Source organism: Curtobacterium sp. MCBD17_021 (genome assembly GCF_003234525.1).
In the GTDB taxonomy this organism is placed as follows: Bacteria; Actinomycetota; Actinomycetes; order Actinomycetales; family Microbacteriaceae; genus Curtobacterium.
The window spans coordinates 56,113-70,962 of the sequence record NZ_QKTS01000006.1; the positions used below are offsets into that span (position 1 = coordinate 56,113).

Genomic DNA, 14,850 nt, shown 5'->3' on the forward strand with positions numbered 1-14,850 from the left:
TCCGGATGACCGAGCTCGGGTCCGACAACGCTGACGTTGCCGGTTGCAGCATGTTAGCCAGTACGGCTGCCGTCCTGCTGGAGATTGCGTGAGATGTAACCTGGCGGTCACGCCGCCTATTCCACGCTCCGGAGCCTGGATCGCAGTCGTGCCAGGAGTTCGGAGACGACCGCCGCTCGGATTGCTCCGCGGTCCCCGTCCAGGTGGAGTTCGACCGCCTCGCTGCCGGTCCCCGTCGCGATCCCGATGAACACGGTGCCGACGGGCTGGCCGTCCTGCGGGTCAGGGCCGGCGACCCCCGTCGTGCTGATCCCCCACGTGGCCGGGACGCCGTCGACGGTCAGCGCCATCCGGACACCGGCTGCCATCTGCCGGGCCACCTCCGGGTCGACGGCTCCACGTGTGGCGAGCAGGTCGGCGTCGACGCCGAGGACCGTCGCCTTCACCGGGGTCGCGTAGGCCACGACACCACCACGGACCACGGCACTCGCACCGGGCACCCCGACGAGTTCGGCGACGACGAGCCCCCCGGTCAGGGACTCCGCGACGGCGACCGTCTCACCGCGCGCGGTCAGCTCGCCCACGACGGCAGCCGCGGCTCCGACGGGCGCGGTCACGCAGTGGTCCGGTTGTGCTTCCACGCCTGCACGAGGTAGTCGATGCCGCTCGCCACCGTCGCGACGACGGCCGCGGTCATGGTGATGCCGTTCACCCAGTGGGCGAGGTCACCGACCAGGTGCCACCACGGGAACAACGCGAGGGTGATCGCGACGGCCTGCAACACGGTCTTGACCTTGCCGCCGCGGCTGGCCGGGATCACCCGGTCCGACAGCACGGCGAACCGGAAGACGGTGATCCCGATCTCGCGGACCATGATGAGCACGGTCACGTACCAGGGCAGTTCACCGAGGATCGACAGGGCAACGAGTGCGCCGCCGATGAGGACCTTGTCGGCGATCGGGTCGACGAGCTTCCCGAAGTCCGTGACCAGGTTCTGGCGCCGGGCGATGATGCCGTCCGCACTGTCGGTGACGATCGCCACGACGAACAGCACGGCCGCCCAGAGGCGCACCGGCCCGTCGGCACCGGCGTCCGCCAGGAGCAGGATGAAGAACAGCGGCGCCATGAGGATGCGCACCACGGTGATGATGTTGGCGACGTTCGCGGTCGATGCCGGACCGGGCCCCTTGCGGAGGATCCGGCCGCGCCACGGGAATCGATTGGTCGTGCCGTCGGAGGCGGTCATGGTCTCACTCCCTGCCCGTCAGGCCCCAGGCGTCCTCGTCGGTGTCGCCCTCCACCTCATCGTACCCGCGCGTCATGCCGGCCACCGGGTCGTCTCCGTAGCGGTCGTCGGAGCCGTCGCCGGACGGCGCAGCCGCGGCTGGCGCAGCGGGAGCGGCGGGCGCCGCCGGGGGTTCCTCACCACGCAGCTTCGCGAGCACCGCCGGCAGCTGGTCCCCGGTGACGAGCACGTCGCGGGCCTTGGAACCCTCGGACGGCCCCACGATGTCGCGGGACTCCATGAGGTCCATGAGACGCCCGGCCTTGGCGAAGCCCACCCGGAGCTTGCGCTGCAGCATGGACGTCGAACCGAACTGCGTCGAGACGACCTGCTCGACCGCCGCGAGCAGCAGTTCGAGGTCGTCGCCGATGTCCGCGTCGATATCCTTGCGCTCGACCACGGCGGCGACGTCCTGCCGGTACTCGGGCTGGGCCTGCCGGGTGACGTGCTGGACGACCTCGGCGACCTCGGTCTCCTGCACCCACGCGCCCTGCACGCGGACGGCCTTCGACGACCCCATCGGCAGGAACAGTCCGTCACCCTGGCCGATGAGCTTGTCGGCACCGGGCTGGTCGAGGATGACGCGGGAGTCCGTGACGCTCGTGACGGCGAACGCGATGCGCGACGGCACGTTCGCCTTGATGAGCCCGGTGATGACGTCCACCGACGGACGCTGCGTCGCGAGCACCAGGTGGATGCCGGCGGCGCGGGCGAGCTGGGTGATGCGGACGATCGACTCCTCGACGTCGCGTGGGGCGACGAGCATGAGGTCGGCGAGCTCGTCCACGACGACGAGCAGGTACGGGTACGGCTTGAGCTTCCGCTCACTGCCGGCCGGCAGCACGATCTCCTCGTTCTGGACGGCCTTGTTGAAGTCGTCGACGTGCCGGAAGCCGAAGGACGCCAGGTCGTCGTACCGCATGTCCATCTCCTTCACGACCCACTGCAGCGCTTCGGCCGCCTTCTTCGGGTTCGTGATGATGGGGGTGATGAGGTGCGGGACGCCCGCGTAGATGGACAGCTCCACGCGCTTCGGGTCGACCAGGACCATGCGGACCTCGGACGGCTTCGCGCGCATGAGCAGCGAGGTGATCATCGAGTTGATGAACACCGACTTGCCGGAGCCGGTGGAGCCCGCGACGAGCAGGTGCGGCATCTTCGCGAGGTTCGCGACGACGAACCCGCCCTCGACGTCCTTGCCGACACCGATGGTCATCGGGTGCTTCGACTTCGTGGCGGCGCTCGAGCGCAGCACGTCGCCGAGGGACACGATCTCGCGGTCGGTGTTCGGGATCTCGACGCCGATCGCGCTCTTGCCCGGGATCGGCGAGAGGATCCGGACCTCGTTCGAGGCGACCGCGTACGACAGGTTCTTCGACAGCGCCGTGACCCGCTCGACCTTGACACCGGGGCCGAGCTCGATCTCGTACCGGGTCACCGTCGGCCCGCGCGAGAAGCCGGTGACCTTCGCGTCCACCTTGAACTCCGTGAGCACGCCGGTGATCGCCGCGACGATCTCGTCGTTGGCCTGGCTGCGCGCCACGGACGGTGTGCCGGCGCTGAGCGTCGTCGCCGCCGGCAGGCGGTAGGGGTGCGCCGGGTCCTCCTCCGCCGCGACGGGCGGGAGCCCGTCGGGCTCGTCGTCGACGCCGACGTCGCCGAGGTCCGACTCCGCCGACACGACGGGGACGGAGGGAGCCTCCGGCGCGGGACCGGTCGCGAGGCCCGTGGCGACGGCCGCCGCGACGTCGCGGTCGGGACGGAACGCCTCGGTCGGGGACGACGGTGCGGGCGACCCGAAGTCACGCAGCGCCTGCTCCGCCCGGTCCAGGTCGTCGGCGACGTCCTGCTCGAGTGAGTCGTTGAGGTTGACCGACACGGGCTCGGCCGGCGTCAGGTCGCGCAGGCCGCCGGCAGCGCCGGTGGCAGGTGCGGCGGCAGCAGCGGCCGGAGCGACCCCGGTACCGGTCGGCGGGATGACGGGGCTGTCGTACGCCGGGTCCTCTTCCCGCCCGGACTTGTTGCGACGCCACCACGGCAGGTGCTCGTCGGCGTCCTCGCCGGCGGGAGCGCCGTCCTCGTCGAACCCGAGGTCCTCGAACAGCGGGAAGTCCTGCGACTGCCCCTTCGCACCGCGCTTGCGGGCCGGCTTCGTCGAGGGCGCTGCCTCGTCCTCGGCGACCGGCGCCTCGGCGGCGGGACCGGGCGCACCGAACAGGTACGCGTACAGCTCGTGCAGACGTCGGCCGAGCTTGTTCGGCGGCGTCTTCGTGATGATGAAGAGCGAGAGCGCCAGCAGCACGATCGCCACCGGGACCGCGACCCACGTCGTGGCGACGGCGACGAGCCAGCCGATGACGACCCAGCCGAGCACGCCCCCGGCCGCGGCCAGGGCCGGCATGCCGTCCGACGCGTTCGGCTGGCCACCGAACACGTGGCAGAGCGAGGCGATCGACACCACCATCAGACCGAGGCCGATGCCGATCCGGGTGTTGTCGTGCACGGACGCCGGGTGCCGGAAGAGCCAGCCCGCGAAGACGACCATGATCACCGGCAGCGCGAAAGCCAGACGCCCGAACAGGCCGCCGAACGTGTACGCGTCGAGCGCGACGGAGACCGGGTTGGTGGGGTTGAGCCACTCCACGACGGCCCCGACCACCGCGAGGACGAACAGCAGGAACGGGAACCCGTCCCGACGCTGGTCCTTCTCGAGCGACTCCTTGCCGAGCAACCGGAAGCCGGCGCCGACGCCGTGCGCCATGCCCAGCCACGCGGTGACCAGCGGGTTCTGCTCGCGGAACACCGGTGTCGGCGCCGCCTGTGGCAGTTTCTTCGTCGTGGCCTGGGTGCGCGACGTCCCGCGCGACCCGCCTCCACGGGTCGACGACGAGGACGCGCGCGAGCGCGTGGTCGACTTGGTGCCTCCGGCCATGGGGAGACCCTAACGCCAGCGGGCGACGAACGACGCGAGGCCCGCCGCAGCGTCCGTGGTGGACGTGCGACGGGCCTCCTGGCCGTGTGACGGGACCTACGCCTCGATGACCACCGGGACGATCATCGGACGTCGGCGGTGCTTCGTGTTCACCCAGCGACCCACGGTGCGGCGGACGACCTGGCTGAACGCGTGCGCGTCGCGCGTGCCGTTGCCGGCGGCGTCGGCCAGGGCCTTGGCGATCTGCGGCCGGACCTCGTCGAAGACCGAGTCGTCCTCGGCGAAGCCCCGCGACTGGATCTCCGGGCCGATGACGCACTGCCCCGTGGTGAAGTCGACCGCGCAGAAGACGGTGATGAAGCCCTCTTCGGCGAGGACCCGGCGGTCCTTGAGGTCGGCGTCCGTGATCTCGCCGACCGTGGAGCCGTCGACGTAGACGTACGCGATGTCGAGCTGCCCGGCGACGGTGACCTGGCCGTCCTTGAGGTCGACGACGGTGCCGTCCTCGCCGAGGATGACGTTGCGCGGCGGGACACCCGTCTGGATCGCCAGGTCGGCGTTCGCGAACAGGTGGCGGTGCTCGCCATGCACGGGCATGACGTTGCGCGGACGCAGGATGTTGTAGCAGTAGAGCAGTTCGCCGGCGGAGGCGTGTCCGGAGACGTGCACCTTGGCGTTGCCCTTGTGCACGACCTTCGCGCCGAGCTTCGTCAGGCCGTCGATGACCCGGTAGACGGCGTTCTCGTTGCCCGGGATCAGCGACGAGGCGAGGATGACGGTGTCGCCCTCGCCGATCTCGATCTGGTGCTCGAGGTTCGCCATGCGCGCCAGGACCGCCATCGGCTCGCCCTGTGACCCCGTCGACATGTAGACGATCTGGTCGTCGGGGACGTTCTTCGCCTTCTTCGTGTCGATGAGCACGTTCTCCGGCACCCGCAGGTACCCGAGCTCGGCGGCGATCGTCATGTTGCGGATCATCGACCGGCCCATGAACGCGACCTTGCGGTCCGCGGCGGCGGCGGCGTCGAGGACCTGCTGGACGCGGTGCACGTGCGACGAGAAGCTCGCCACGACGACCTTCTTGCGGGCGCGCGTGATGATGTTCTCGAGGACCGGTCCGATGTCGCGCTCCGGAGCGGTGAAGCCCGGCACGTCGGCGTTGGTCGAGTCCGGCAGGAACAGGTCGACGCCCTGCTCGCCGAGACGCGCGAACGCACGGAGGTCCGTGATCCGGTCGTCGAGCGGCAGCTGGTCCATCTTGAAGTCACCGGTGTGCAGCACGCGGCCGGCCGGCGTCGTGATGGCGACGGCGAGAGCGTCCGGGATCGAGTGGTTCACGGCGACGAACTCGAGGTGGAACGGGCCGATCTGCTCGGTCTGGTCCTCGGCCACGTTCAACGTGTAGGGCTTGATCCGGTGTTCCTTGAGCTTCGCCTCGACGAGCGCGAGGGTCAGCGTGGAGCCGATCAGCGGGATGTCACCGCGGAGCTTCAGCAGGTACGGGACGGCGCCGATGTGGTCCTCGTGGCCGTGCGTGAGCACGACACCGAGGACGTCGTCCAGGCGGTCCCGGATCGGCGCGAAGTCCGGCAGGATCAGGTCGACACCGGGCTGGTGCTCCTCGGGGAAGAGCACCCCGGCGTCGACGATGAGGATCTTGCCCTCGAACTCGTAGACGGTCATGTTGCGACCGATCTCGCCGAGTCCCCCGACGGGGATGACTCGGAGTGTTCCGGGTTCGAGCGGCTGGGGTGTGGAGATCTGTGTGGGCATTCGGTCCTTGCTGCTTCCGGCGGCGCACCGTGGTGCGCCGCGTCCTGTCAACGGGTGGTGCCTGGCACCTTCGGTAGAGCGCCTCCGGCCGCGGCGTTGCGGTCGGGGCGGAAGTTGGAGAAGTCGGCGCCCGGGACGCCCTGGACGGCTTCGAGCGAGGTCTCGATGGCGTACGCCTCGGAGTCCTCGGGCCCGACGAGGGGCAGGCGGACACGCGGGCTGCCGATCCGGCCGAGGCCGTGCAGCACGTACTTGGCGGCGACGGTGCCGGGCACGTGGGTCATGATCGCGCGGACGAGGGGCTCGAGCCGCTTGTGCTCGGCGGTCGCGGTCGCCAGGTCACCACGGTTCACGGCGTCGACGATGGTCCGGTACGGCGCGCTGGTGATGTTGGCGGTGACGCCGATGAGCCCGGTGGCACCGATCGACAGGTGCGGGAGCACGTTCGTGTCGTCACCCGAGAAGTACATGAGGTCGGTGTTGTTGAGCACGCGGGAGACCTCGGCGAAGTCGCCCTTGGCGTCCTTCACGGCGAGGATGTTGGGGTGCTTCGAGGCTCGGAGGATCGTGTCGTACGTGATCGGGATGCCGGTGCGGCCCGGGATGTCGTAGAGGATGACCGGCAGGTCGGTCGCGTCGGCGATCATCCGGAAGTGCGTCAGGACGCCGGCCTGCGTCGGCTTGTTGTAGTACGGCGTCACGATCATCACCCCGTCGGCGCCGGCCCGCTCGCTCTGCTTGTACAGGTGGATCGCGTGCGCGGTCTCGTTCGAGCCACCGCCCGTGATGATCTTCGCGCGTCCGGCGGCGACGGACTTGCCGACCTCGACCAGGCGGAGCTTCTCGGGGTCGGTGAGCGTGCTCGTCTCACCGGTCGTCCCGGTCACGACGATGCCGTCGGCACCGGCGGTGATGCAGTCGTCGATGTGCTGTTCGACGCCCGGCCAGTCCACCTCGCCGTCGGCGGTGAACGGGGTCACGAGCGCGACGAGGACCTGACCGAAGGGATTCTCACGCGTGGACACGGGGTCCAGCGTACCGGGGATGCGCGCGAGCACCGCCGTCCGCCCGGACGGTGGCGGCCGGGAGGCTCGGATCACCTCCGGCGGGCGGCGCGGGAGCGCGGGTTCAGGCGCCGCGCCGCCACTCGAGGAAGCGGTAGCGGGTGCCGTCGACGCGGGACTCCTGCCAGGGCCCCTCGTCGACGAGGGTCCAGTCGTCGCCGAGGGTCGGCGCGACCGTGTCCCCGTCGACCTCGACGTCGACGACGGTCTCGGAGACGCGGTCGGCGAAGGCCACGGCGTCGGCGTAGACCGCACCGCCACCGATCACCCAGACGGGCTCGTCGGTGTCGAGTGCGGTCGCGAGGTCGTGGACGACCTCGGCACCGGCCGCGGACCAGGTGTGGTCACGGGTGAGCACCACGTTCCGCCGGCCCGGCAGCGGCCGGAACCGTTCGGGCAGCGAGTCCCACGTGCGACGGCCCATCACCACGACGCCGTCACCCGTGACCTGCCGGAAGTGCGCGAGGTCCTCCGGCACGTGCCAGGGGATGCTCCCGTCCGCACCGATCACCCCCGACACCGTGCGGGCCCACACCATGCCGACACCGGTGCCGTGGGACTCCATCAGACCGCGACCTTGCCGGAGATCGCCGGGTGGTGCTCGTAACCGACGACGGTGATGTCCTCGTACTCGTAGTCGTCGATCGAGTCGCGGGGGGCGAGCTCGAGCGTCGGCAGTGGGAACGCCGTCCGGGACAGCTGCTCCTGCACCTGCTCGACGTGGTTGTCGTAGATGTGGCAGTCGCCGCCGGTCCAGATGAAGTCGCCGACCTCGAGCCCGGTCTGGGCCGCGACCATGTGCGTCAGCAGCGCGTACGAGGCGATGTTGAACGGGACACCGAGGAACATGTCCGCGCTCCGCTGGTACAGCTGGCACGAGAGCTTGCCGTCGTTGACGTAGAACTGGAAGAACGCGTGGCACGGGGCGAGCGCCATGCTCGGGATGTCCGCCACGTTCCATGCCGACACGATGAGCCGACGCGAGTCGGGGTCCGAGCGGATCTGCTCGATGACCTGGGCGACCTGGTCGACGTGTTCGCCGGACGGGGTCGGCCAGGATCGCCACTGCACGCCGTAGACCGGTCCGAGGTCGCCGTCCTCGCCGGCCCACTCGTTCCAGATCCGGACGCCGTGCTCCTGCAGCCAACCGACGTTCGAGTCGCCGCGGAGGAACCAGAGCAGCTCGTACGCGATCGACTTCATGTGCACGCGCTTCGTGGTGACGAGCGGGAAGCCCTGCGACAGGTCGTAGCGCAGCTGGGCACCGAACAGGCTGCGGGTCCCGGTGCCGGTCCGGTCGCCCTTCGGGGAGCCCTCCTCGAGCACTCGGCGCAGCAGGTCTTCGTACGGCGTGGGGTTCTCGGTCACGTCGACGAGCCTAAGCGACCGCAGGGACATCACGGGGGCGTCCGTTCCGGACGTGGTCCGCGCCCGCGAGCCGGGGTACGGGGTCGCACCGGGCCCCCGGCAGCTGGCTGAGTACCGTGGCGATATGATGTCACAGCCGCTCTCGATCCTGGTGGCCGGCGCGTCCGGCTTCATCGGCACCCCGCTGGTCCGCGCCCTCCGCGACGCCGGACACCACGTCTCGACGCTGGTGCGCCGCGAACCGCGGACGCCGACCGAGTTCCGGTGGTCGCCGGGCGAGCGGCCGCTCGACCCGACCGTCCTGGACGGCGCCGACGTCGTCGTCAACCTCTCGGGGGCCAACCTCGGCAAGTTGCCCTGGACGGACGCGTACCGTCGCGAGATCCTGTCGTCCCGCATCGACGCCACCACGACCCTGGTCGAGGCGATGCACGCCGCGACGACACCGCCCCGCGCCTTCCTGTCCGGCTCGGCGTCGGGCGTGTACGGCGACCGGCCGGCCGACGTGCTGGAGGACGACGCGACGAGTGGCAGCGGGTTCCTCGCCGACGTCTGCACCGCGTGGGAGGCCGCTGCGACCCGCGCACCGGAGGGCGTCCGCGTCGTGCTCCTGCGGACCGGCATCGTGGTCGGGCAGGGCGGCGGGGCCCTCGCCCCGCTCGTCCCGCTCACGAAGGCCGGCCTGAGCGGCCGCCTCGGCACGGGCGGTCAGTGGTGGCCCTGGATCGCCCTCGAGGACGAGGTCGGCGCGATCGTGCACCTGGTCACCGCCGAGGACGTCTCCGGCCCGGTCAACCTGGCCGGTCCGGAACCGGCGGTGGCGGACCGCATCACCAAGCGCGTCGCCGAGGCCCTGCACCGCCCGTACCTGTTCCGCGTGCCGGCGTTCGCCCTCCGCACGCTGCTCCGGGACGCGGCGGACGAGATGCTCTTGTCCAACCAGCGGTTGGTCCCGACCAAGCTGCTGGGGTCCGGCTACACCTTCCGGTACACGCGGGCCGAGGACGCCGTCGACGCCGCGTTCTGAGCGTCGCGGCGACGGACCTGCGCCAAGGCGCCTGCGTCGACGGACCCGCGTCGACGGACCCGCGTCAGCGCGCTGCGTCAGCGCGCGTGCGTCAGGGCGCGTGCGTCAGGGCGGTGCGCATGGCCGCGCGGGCGCGCTTCCGGTCCCCCGCCGCGTCGTAGACGACCCCGAGGCGGTACCAGGCGCGCCAGTCGGACGGGTCGGCCTCGACCGCTGCCCGGTAGCGCGGGAACAGGTCGTCGGCGGCGCTGCGGTCCGGACGTCCGGACGGGCGGACGGGGACCACGTCGTCCGGCACTCCGCCGTCGCGTTCGAGCCGGGCGCCGAGGCGGGTGATGCGCACCCCGAAGCGGAGCTCCAGCACGAGGAGCAGCGCCCCGACCACGGCGACGACGATGAGCGCGACGCCGATGCCGATCCCGACCGGGATGCCCGTCGCGACGAACGCCACCGCCCGCTGCCCGACGAGCACGATGTAGACCACGAGCAGGACGGTCATGAGCAGCACGCCCCAGAGCGGTGACCGCAGGCCTCGCACGAGCGTCTCCTAGCCGATGCCGAGCACGGAGCCGAGTCCGACCGTCAACCCGCGCATCGGACCGACGGCCTGCAGTGCGGCACGGATGCCGGGCAGGTACGCCGCGTCGTCCCCGGTGTCGTGCCGGATGGTCAGGGTCTCGCCGGGGCCGCTCAGCACGACGTCCTGCACGGCCTTCACCCCGGGCAGCCGGAGCGAGTGGACCGGCACGCTCGCGACCTGCTGTCCGCGGGCGCGCTGGTCGACGTGTGGCGCCTCGACCGGGCCGACGTCCCGCCGGGCCTCGGCGATGAGCTCGGCCGTGCGGACCGCGGTGCCCGACGGCGAGTCGATCTTGCCCGCGTGGTGGCTCTCGACGATCTCGACCGAGGGGAACCAGGGTGCGGCGATCGTCGCCAGGTGCGTGCCGATCACCGACCCGATCGAGAAGTTCGGCACGACGAAGGCGCCCTGCTCGGGCCGGTCGGCGAGTGACGTCCGCAGCCTGCCGAGCCGCTCCCCCGACCAGCCGGAGGTGCCCACCAGCACGTTCGCGCCCGTGGCCAGGGCGTTCTCGACGATCGCGGGACTCAGAGCCGGGACGGTGACGTCGACGACGATCCGGGCGCCCGCGAAGACCGACCCGGGGGCGTCGTGTGCGCTGTCCCGCGAGGACAACCGTGCGACGAGTTCGAAGTCGTGGAGTTCCTCGACGACGGAGGCCACGAGACCCCCGAGCCGACCGGAGGCGCCGACGACGGCGACGGGAGTGACCATGCCCCCATCCTAGGATCGGAGCATGCCCGAGGATCGCAGTCAGGTCAGCGTCCGCGTCGTCCCCGCCGACCTCCCCGAGGTCGACGACCTGCTCGACCGGTACCTCGACGAACGCGAGGCGACGTTCCCGAGCGCGCAGGGCAGCTACGCACGCAAGCGCACCCCGGCCGCCGAGTTCGTCCCGCCGAACGGGGTGTTCGTGGTCGCGTTCGACGGTGACACCGCGGTGGGCTGTGGTGGGCTCCGGCGCATCCCGGACGCCGACGGCGACGTGCGCTTCGAGGTGAAGCACGTGTTCGTCGCGCCGGAGGGCCGGGGCCGCGGGGTCGCGACCGCCGTCATGGACGTGCTCGAAGCCGCCGCGGTGGAGTTCGGGGCGACCGGCGTCGTCCTCGACACCAACGACTCGCTCGTCGCAGCGGGGGCGATGTACCGCGGTCGCGGCTACGAGCGGGTGGCGGCGTTCAACGAGAACCCCAACGCGACCGCCTGGTACCGCAAGCCGGTGCGCTGACACGGCCGGCAGCCTCCCGTCCGGGATCGTCCACGGGACGGGCGGCCGGCGTCGCGTCAGAGCGGCTGCGGGACGGGCAGTCCGGTGCGGAGCTCCACCGGCAGGTGCGCCAGGTCGTTGAGTGTGACGAGCTCGGCGGGCTTCGCCGAACGGATGCGGACGATCGTGAGCGACCCGTGCGCGACGTTCGTGCCCATCCAGCGCCACTCCGGGGCCTGGAAGACCTCGCGCACGAACCAGCCGATCACGGCGTTGTGCGTGATGAGGAGGTCGTGCCGGTCCTCCATGGCGGGGGTGAACCACTCGGCGACCGCGTCGCCCATCTGCGCCTGCCCGGCGGCGATCTCCTCCTCGGTGACACCGCCGTACCAGCCCTTGTAGGCGTGCGGCATGTCGGGCGTCGGTCCGGACGGGATGCAGTCGAACAAGAGGGTGGACGGCTCCGGCTGGATGGCCGGCAGCCGCTGCTGCAGGAAGGACGCGGTCTCGCTCGGGGCGTCGAGCGGGGAGTGCCAGACGCCGTCGAAGGGCACGCCACCCAGTCGGTCCGCGATGAGCATTGCCTGCCGCTTGCCGCGTTCCGAGAGCTTGCCGTCCCGCAGACCGTGCTCGGCGTCCTGGTGTTCACCGTGCCGGACGAGGTAGAGGTAGTGCGACATCGTGGAGGTCAACCGTCGATCCCGAGTGCGGCCGCCAGACGGTCGCGCTGCACGTCGCCGACGACGGCGGTCACCGTCGGCCGGGTCAGGAGGTCGCGGGACAGGTCGAGCACGTCGGCGGCGGTGACGCGGTCGACGCGCTCCAGGGCGGTTGCGAGGTCGGTGAACTCACCGGTGCCGAGCTCGGCGCGGCCGAGGCGGGTCATCCGCGCGTCGGAGTCCTCGAGCGAGAGGGTCAGCGCGCCTTCGATCTGGCCCTTGGCACGGCGGAGCTCGTCCTCGGTGATGCCGTCGTCGACCATGCGGCGGAACTCGCCGTCGATGATCTCGACGACGCCGGTGACGTTGTCCGGAGCGCAGCCGGCGTAGACTCCGAAGGCACCGTTGTCGAGGTAGGCGGGCGCGAAGGACGAGACCGCGTAGGCCAGTCCGCGGCGCTCACGGACCTCCTGGAAGAGCCGTGAACTCATCCCGCCGCCGAGCACGGCGTTGAGGACACTGAGCACCGGGCGGCGGTCGTCGCGGAGGTCGAGACCCTGGGATCCGCGGAGCATGCTGACCTGCTCGGTGGGGCGGTGCACGACCCGCACCGAGGACTGCACCGGGTCCGCCACGGGTTGCGCGGTGCGCCGTCCGAGCGGCGCGGCTGCCGCGGCGTCGGCGAAGACGGACTCCACGAGCGCACAGAAGTGGTCGTGGTCGACGGCGCCGGCGGCGGTCACGACGATGCCGTTCGGCTCGTAGTGCTCGGCGTAGTGCGCCATCACCTCGTCGCGCTGGACCTCGCGGATCGACTCCGGGGTTCCACCGATCGGTCGGCCGAGGGCGTGTCCGTCGAAGGTCGCGGCGAAGAACGCCTCTCCGGCGACGTCGGCCGGGTCGTCCGCAGCCATCGCGAGTTCTTCGAGGATGACGCCGCGCTCGACGTCGAAGGCCGCGGGGTCGAGTGTCGAGTTCGTCACCATGTCGCCGATGACGCCCACCGCCATCGGGACGTCGGTGTCCCGGACGCGGGCGTAGTAGCAGGTGTACTCCTTCGCGGTCGCGGCGTTGTGCTCGCCACCGACGGAGTCGAACGCCACCGCGATGTCGAGCGCGCTGCGGTTCGCGGTGCCCTTGAAGAGGAGGTGCTCGAGGAAGTGCGTGGAACCGTACTGCCCGGCGCGCTCGTCTCGAGAGCCGACTCCCACCCAGTACCCGATGCTCGTGGAGTGGACGGACGGGACGGACTCGGTGAGCACACGGACGCCCGAGGCGAGAACGGTGCGCCGGACGAGGGCTCCACCGGACGTCACGAAGGACGTTTCCGGAGCCTCGAGCGGCAGCGGCACTGGGCGGTTCATCGTGATGACTCTACTGAAAGCCGTCGGGTGCACCGCCCAGTTTCCCGCCCGTGTGGGGAAGTCACTCGAACAGGGGTACAAAAAAGAAGGACAGACGGACTCGTCTGTCTGTCCTCCTTGTGCTACAGTGATGTCACCGGATCGGGAGCCCCCCTAGATCTCGATCCGGTGGCTCGGGACATCAGTCCTGCGCGGCAACGAGTCCCCCCACTCCGCCGCGGAGCCGATGACCCAAGGAGAGCCACGCTGTGACGGTCGATTCCCCCCAACCGACCGTCCAGCGTCTCCTGGGCCAGCGTCTGCAAGGACCGGTCTCGAGCAACCAGAACCTCGCGTCGCCGGACGGGTCGAGCGTCCCCCCGGCTCCCCGCTCCGGCGGCGCGAAGGTCCGCATCCTCGAGACGGCGACCCGTCTGTTCTACGAAGAGGGCATCCACGGCGTCGGCGTCGACCGTCTCATCTCCGAGGCGAGCGTCACGAAGGCGACGTTCTACAAGCACTACGGCTCGAAGGACAACCTGATCCTCGCCTACGTGCGTGAGCAGCACACGCGCGTGCAGGCCTGGATGGAGTCCGTCGTCGCCGACGCGGACACCCCCGAGTCGGCCGTCCGCGCCTGGGTCGACGCCCTCGCTGCCGACGTGAACCGCTCTGGCTTCCGCGGTTGCGCGTTCCTCAACGCCGCCGCCGAGTACCACGACCCGCGTGACCCGGTGCGCGAGGTCGTCGCGATGCACCGCGACTGGTACACCGAACGACTCGGCGACCTGCTGCAGGCCGCCGGACACCCGCTCGCCGGGGACGGTGCCGACGAGCTCATGCTCGCCCGCGACGGTGCGATGTCCGGCGCCTACGCCGGTGACGCGATCGCGGCGACCGCGGCGCTCAACCGGGTCGCGGACCGGGTCCTGTCCGCCTGAGGGGCCGGTCGACCGTTCCCGGTGTCCGTGGGGCGTGCGGGTGTTGGCTCGGAGCATGACCAACGACCCCAACTGGAACCTGCCCGACGTGGCGTCCTTCGCCCTCTCCAGCCCCGACTTCACCGACGGTGGACAGCTGCCCGGATGGGCGCGCGGCACCGACGCCGGCGGCGAAGACCGCTCCCCCGCGCTGACGTGGTCCGGCGCACCCGAGGGCACGCAGAGCTTCGTGCTCACGGTGTACGACCCCGACGCCCCCACCGGCTCGGGCTTCTGGCACTGGACGGTCTCGGACATCCCCGCGTCGGTCACGTCCCTGCCGCAGGGCGCCGGCACCGACGACACGCTGTTGCCCGAGGGCGCGACCCGTCGCCGCAACGAGTACGGGACGGACACCTTCCTCGGTGCGGCCCCGCCTGCCGGCCACGGCCCGCACCGCTACTTCTTCACGCTGAGCGCGCTCGCCGTCCCGACGCTCGAGGTCCCCGCCGACGCGACGCCGGCCGTCGTCGGCTTCATGCTCCGCGAACACCTGCTCGGTCGCGCGCAGCTCGTCGGCATCCAGGAGACGCCCGCCTCCTGACCACGCCGCCGCCCGGCGACGGACCGTCGGGAGGCCCGCCCCGCGACACGACGACGGCCGCCGTCCTTCAGGACAGCGGCCGTCGTGG

15 protein-coding genes are annotated in these 14,850 nt (G+C 71.1%); 4 read left to right on the forward strand and 11 right to left on the reverse strand.

The features are described 5' to 3' along the window. Positions 1–116: 116 nt before the first annotated feature. The 7 genes from DEI83_RS07355 to DEI83_RS07385 all read right to left on the reverse strand — a co-directional run bounded on the left by DEI83_RS07355 (position 117) and on the right by DEI83_RS07385 (position 8,422). Positions 117–617 carry a CinA family protein gene (locus DEI83_RS07355; RefSeq protein ID WP_111081138.1) on the reverse strand — a complete coding sequence of 167 codons (501 nt, stop codon included), beginning with the start codon at positions 615–617 and terminating at the stop codon, positions 117–119. Beyond that, positions 614–1,246, reverse strand: a complete 633-nt coding sequence (gene pgsA / locus DEI83_RS07360) for a CDP-diacylglycerol--glycerol-3-phosphate 3-phosphatidyltransferase (RefSeq protein WP_111081139.1) — start codon at positions 1,244–1,246, stop codon at positions 614–616. Before pgsA ends, DEI83_RS07355 begins: the two co-directional genes overlap by 4 nt. A gap of 4 nt (positions 1,247–1,250) precedes the next feature. Next, positions 1,251–4,217: a DNA translocase FtsK gene (locus DEI83_RS07365; RefSeq protein ID WP_111081140.1), complete on the reverse strand. Its 2,967-nt coding sequence runs from the start codon at positions 4,215–4,217 to the stop codon at positions 1,251–1,253. Between the two features lie 96 nt (positions 4,218–4,313). After that, entirely contained in the window at positions 4,314–5,990 is a 1,677-nt protein-coding gene (locus DEI83_RS07370) for a ribonuclease J (protein ID WP_111081141.1), read from the reverse strand. 47 nt (positions 5,991–6,037) lie between these two features. Further along, positions 6,038–7,015, reverse strand: coding sequence for a 4-hydroxy-tetrahydrodipicolinate synthase (dapA, locus tag DEI83_RS07375; RefSeq protein ID WP_111081308.1), 978 nt, complete (start codon positions 7,013–7,015; stop codon positions 6,038–6,040). Positions 7,016–7,118: 103 nt separating this feature from the next. Beyond that, complete coding sequence (locus DEI83_RS07380) at positions 7,119–7,619, reverse strand: dihydrofolate reductase (RefSeq protein ID WP_111081142.1); 501 nt, start codon at positions 7,617–7,619, stop codon at positions 7,119–7,121. Continuing rightward, positions 7,619–8,422 (reverse strand): thymidylate synthase, encoded by an 804-nt coding sequence (locus tag DEI83_RS07385; RefSeq protein ID WP_258371094.1) that lies wholly within the window; start codon positions 8,420–8,422, stop codon positions 7,619–7,621. Before DEI83_RS07385 ends, DEI83_RS07380 begins: the two co-directional genes overlap by 1 nt. 124 nt (positions 8,423–8,546) lie before the next feature. On the opposite strand from DEI83_RS07385, the gene DEI83_RS07390 reads away from it, so the two are divergent. After that, the gene (locus DEI83_RS07390; protein WP_111081143.1) at positions 8,547–9,449 is read left to right on the forward strand and encodes a TIGR01777 family oxidoreductase; all 903 of its coding nucleotides are present in this window, start codon (positions 8,547–8,549) and stop codon (positions 9,447–9,449) included. Between the two features lie 91 nt (positions 9,450–9,540). On the opposite strand, the gene DEI83_RS07395 is transcribed toward DEI83_RS07390, so the two are convergent. Together DEI83_RS07395 and DEI83_RS07400 are read right to left on the reverse strand one after the other, a co-directional pair. Further along, positions 9,541–9,948, reverse strand: a complete 408-nt coding sequence (locus tag DEI83_RS07395) for a tetratricopeptide repeat protein (RefSeq protein WP_111081311.1) — start codon at positions 9,946–9,948, stop codon at positions 9,541–9,543. Positions 9,949–9,996: 48 nt separating this feature from the next. After that, complete coding sequence (locus DEI83_RS07400; RefSeq protein ID WP_111081144.1) at positions 9,997–10,743, reverse strand: 4-hydroxy-tetrahydrodipicolinate reductase; 747 nt, start codon at positions 10,741–10,743, stop codon at positions 9,997–9,999. Between the two features lie 22 nt (positions 10,744–10,765). On the opposite strand from DEI83_RS07400, the gene DEI83_RS07405 reads away from it, so the two are divergent. Beyond that, positions 10,766–11,257 (forward strand): GNAT family N-acetyltransferase, encoded by a 492-nt coding sequence (locus tag DEI83_RS07405; RefSeq protein ID WP_111081145.1) that lies wholly within the window; start codon positions 10,766–10,768, stop codon positions 11,255–11,257. A 56-nt stretch (positions 11,258–11,313) separates the two neighbouring features. On the opposite strand, the gene DEI83_RS07410 is transcribed toward DEI83_RS07405, so the two are convergent. Then, the gene (locus DEI83_RS07410; protein ID WP_111081146.1) at positions 11,314–11,916 is read right to left on the reverse strand and encodes a histidine phosphatase family protein; all 603 of its coding nucleotides are present in this window, start codon (positions 11,914–11,916) and stop codon (positions 11,314–11,316) included. Between the two features lie 8 nt (positions 11,917–11,924). Further along, positions 11,925–13,259, reverse strand: a complete 1,335-nt coding sequence (locus tag DEI83_RS07415) for a pitrilysin family protein (protein ID WP_111081147.1) — start codon at positions 13,257–13,259, stop codon at positions 11,925–11,927. Between the two features lie 248 nt (positions 13,260–13,507). Between DEI83_RS07415 and DEI83_RS07420 the strand changes: the two genes are divergently transcribed. Both DEI83_RS07420 and DEI83_RS07425 read left to right on the forward strand, forming a co-directional pair. Next, positions 13,508–14,179 (forward strand): TetR/AcrR family transcriptional regulator, encoded by a 672-nt coding sequence (locus tag DEI83_RS07420; protein ID WP_111081148.1) that lies wholly within the window; start codon positions 13,508–13,510, stop codon positions 14,177–14,179. Positions 14,180–14,234: 55 nt separating this feature from the next. After that, on the forward strand, positions 14,235–14,762 hold the full coding sequence (locus DEI83_RS07425; protein WP_111081149.1) for a YbhB/YbcL family Raf kinase inhibitor-like protein: 528 nt from the start codon (positions 14,235–14,237) through the stop codon (positions 14,760–14,762). The last annotated feature ends 88 nt before the right edge of the window (positions 14,763–14,850 follow it).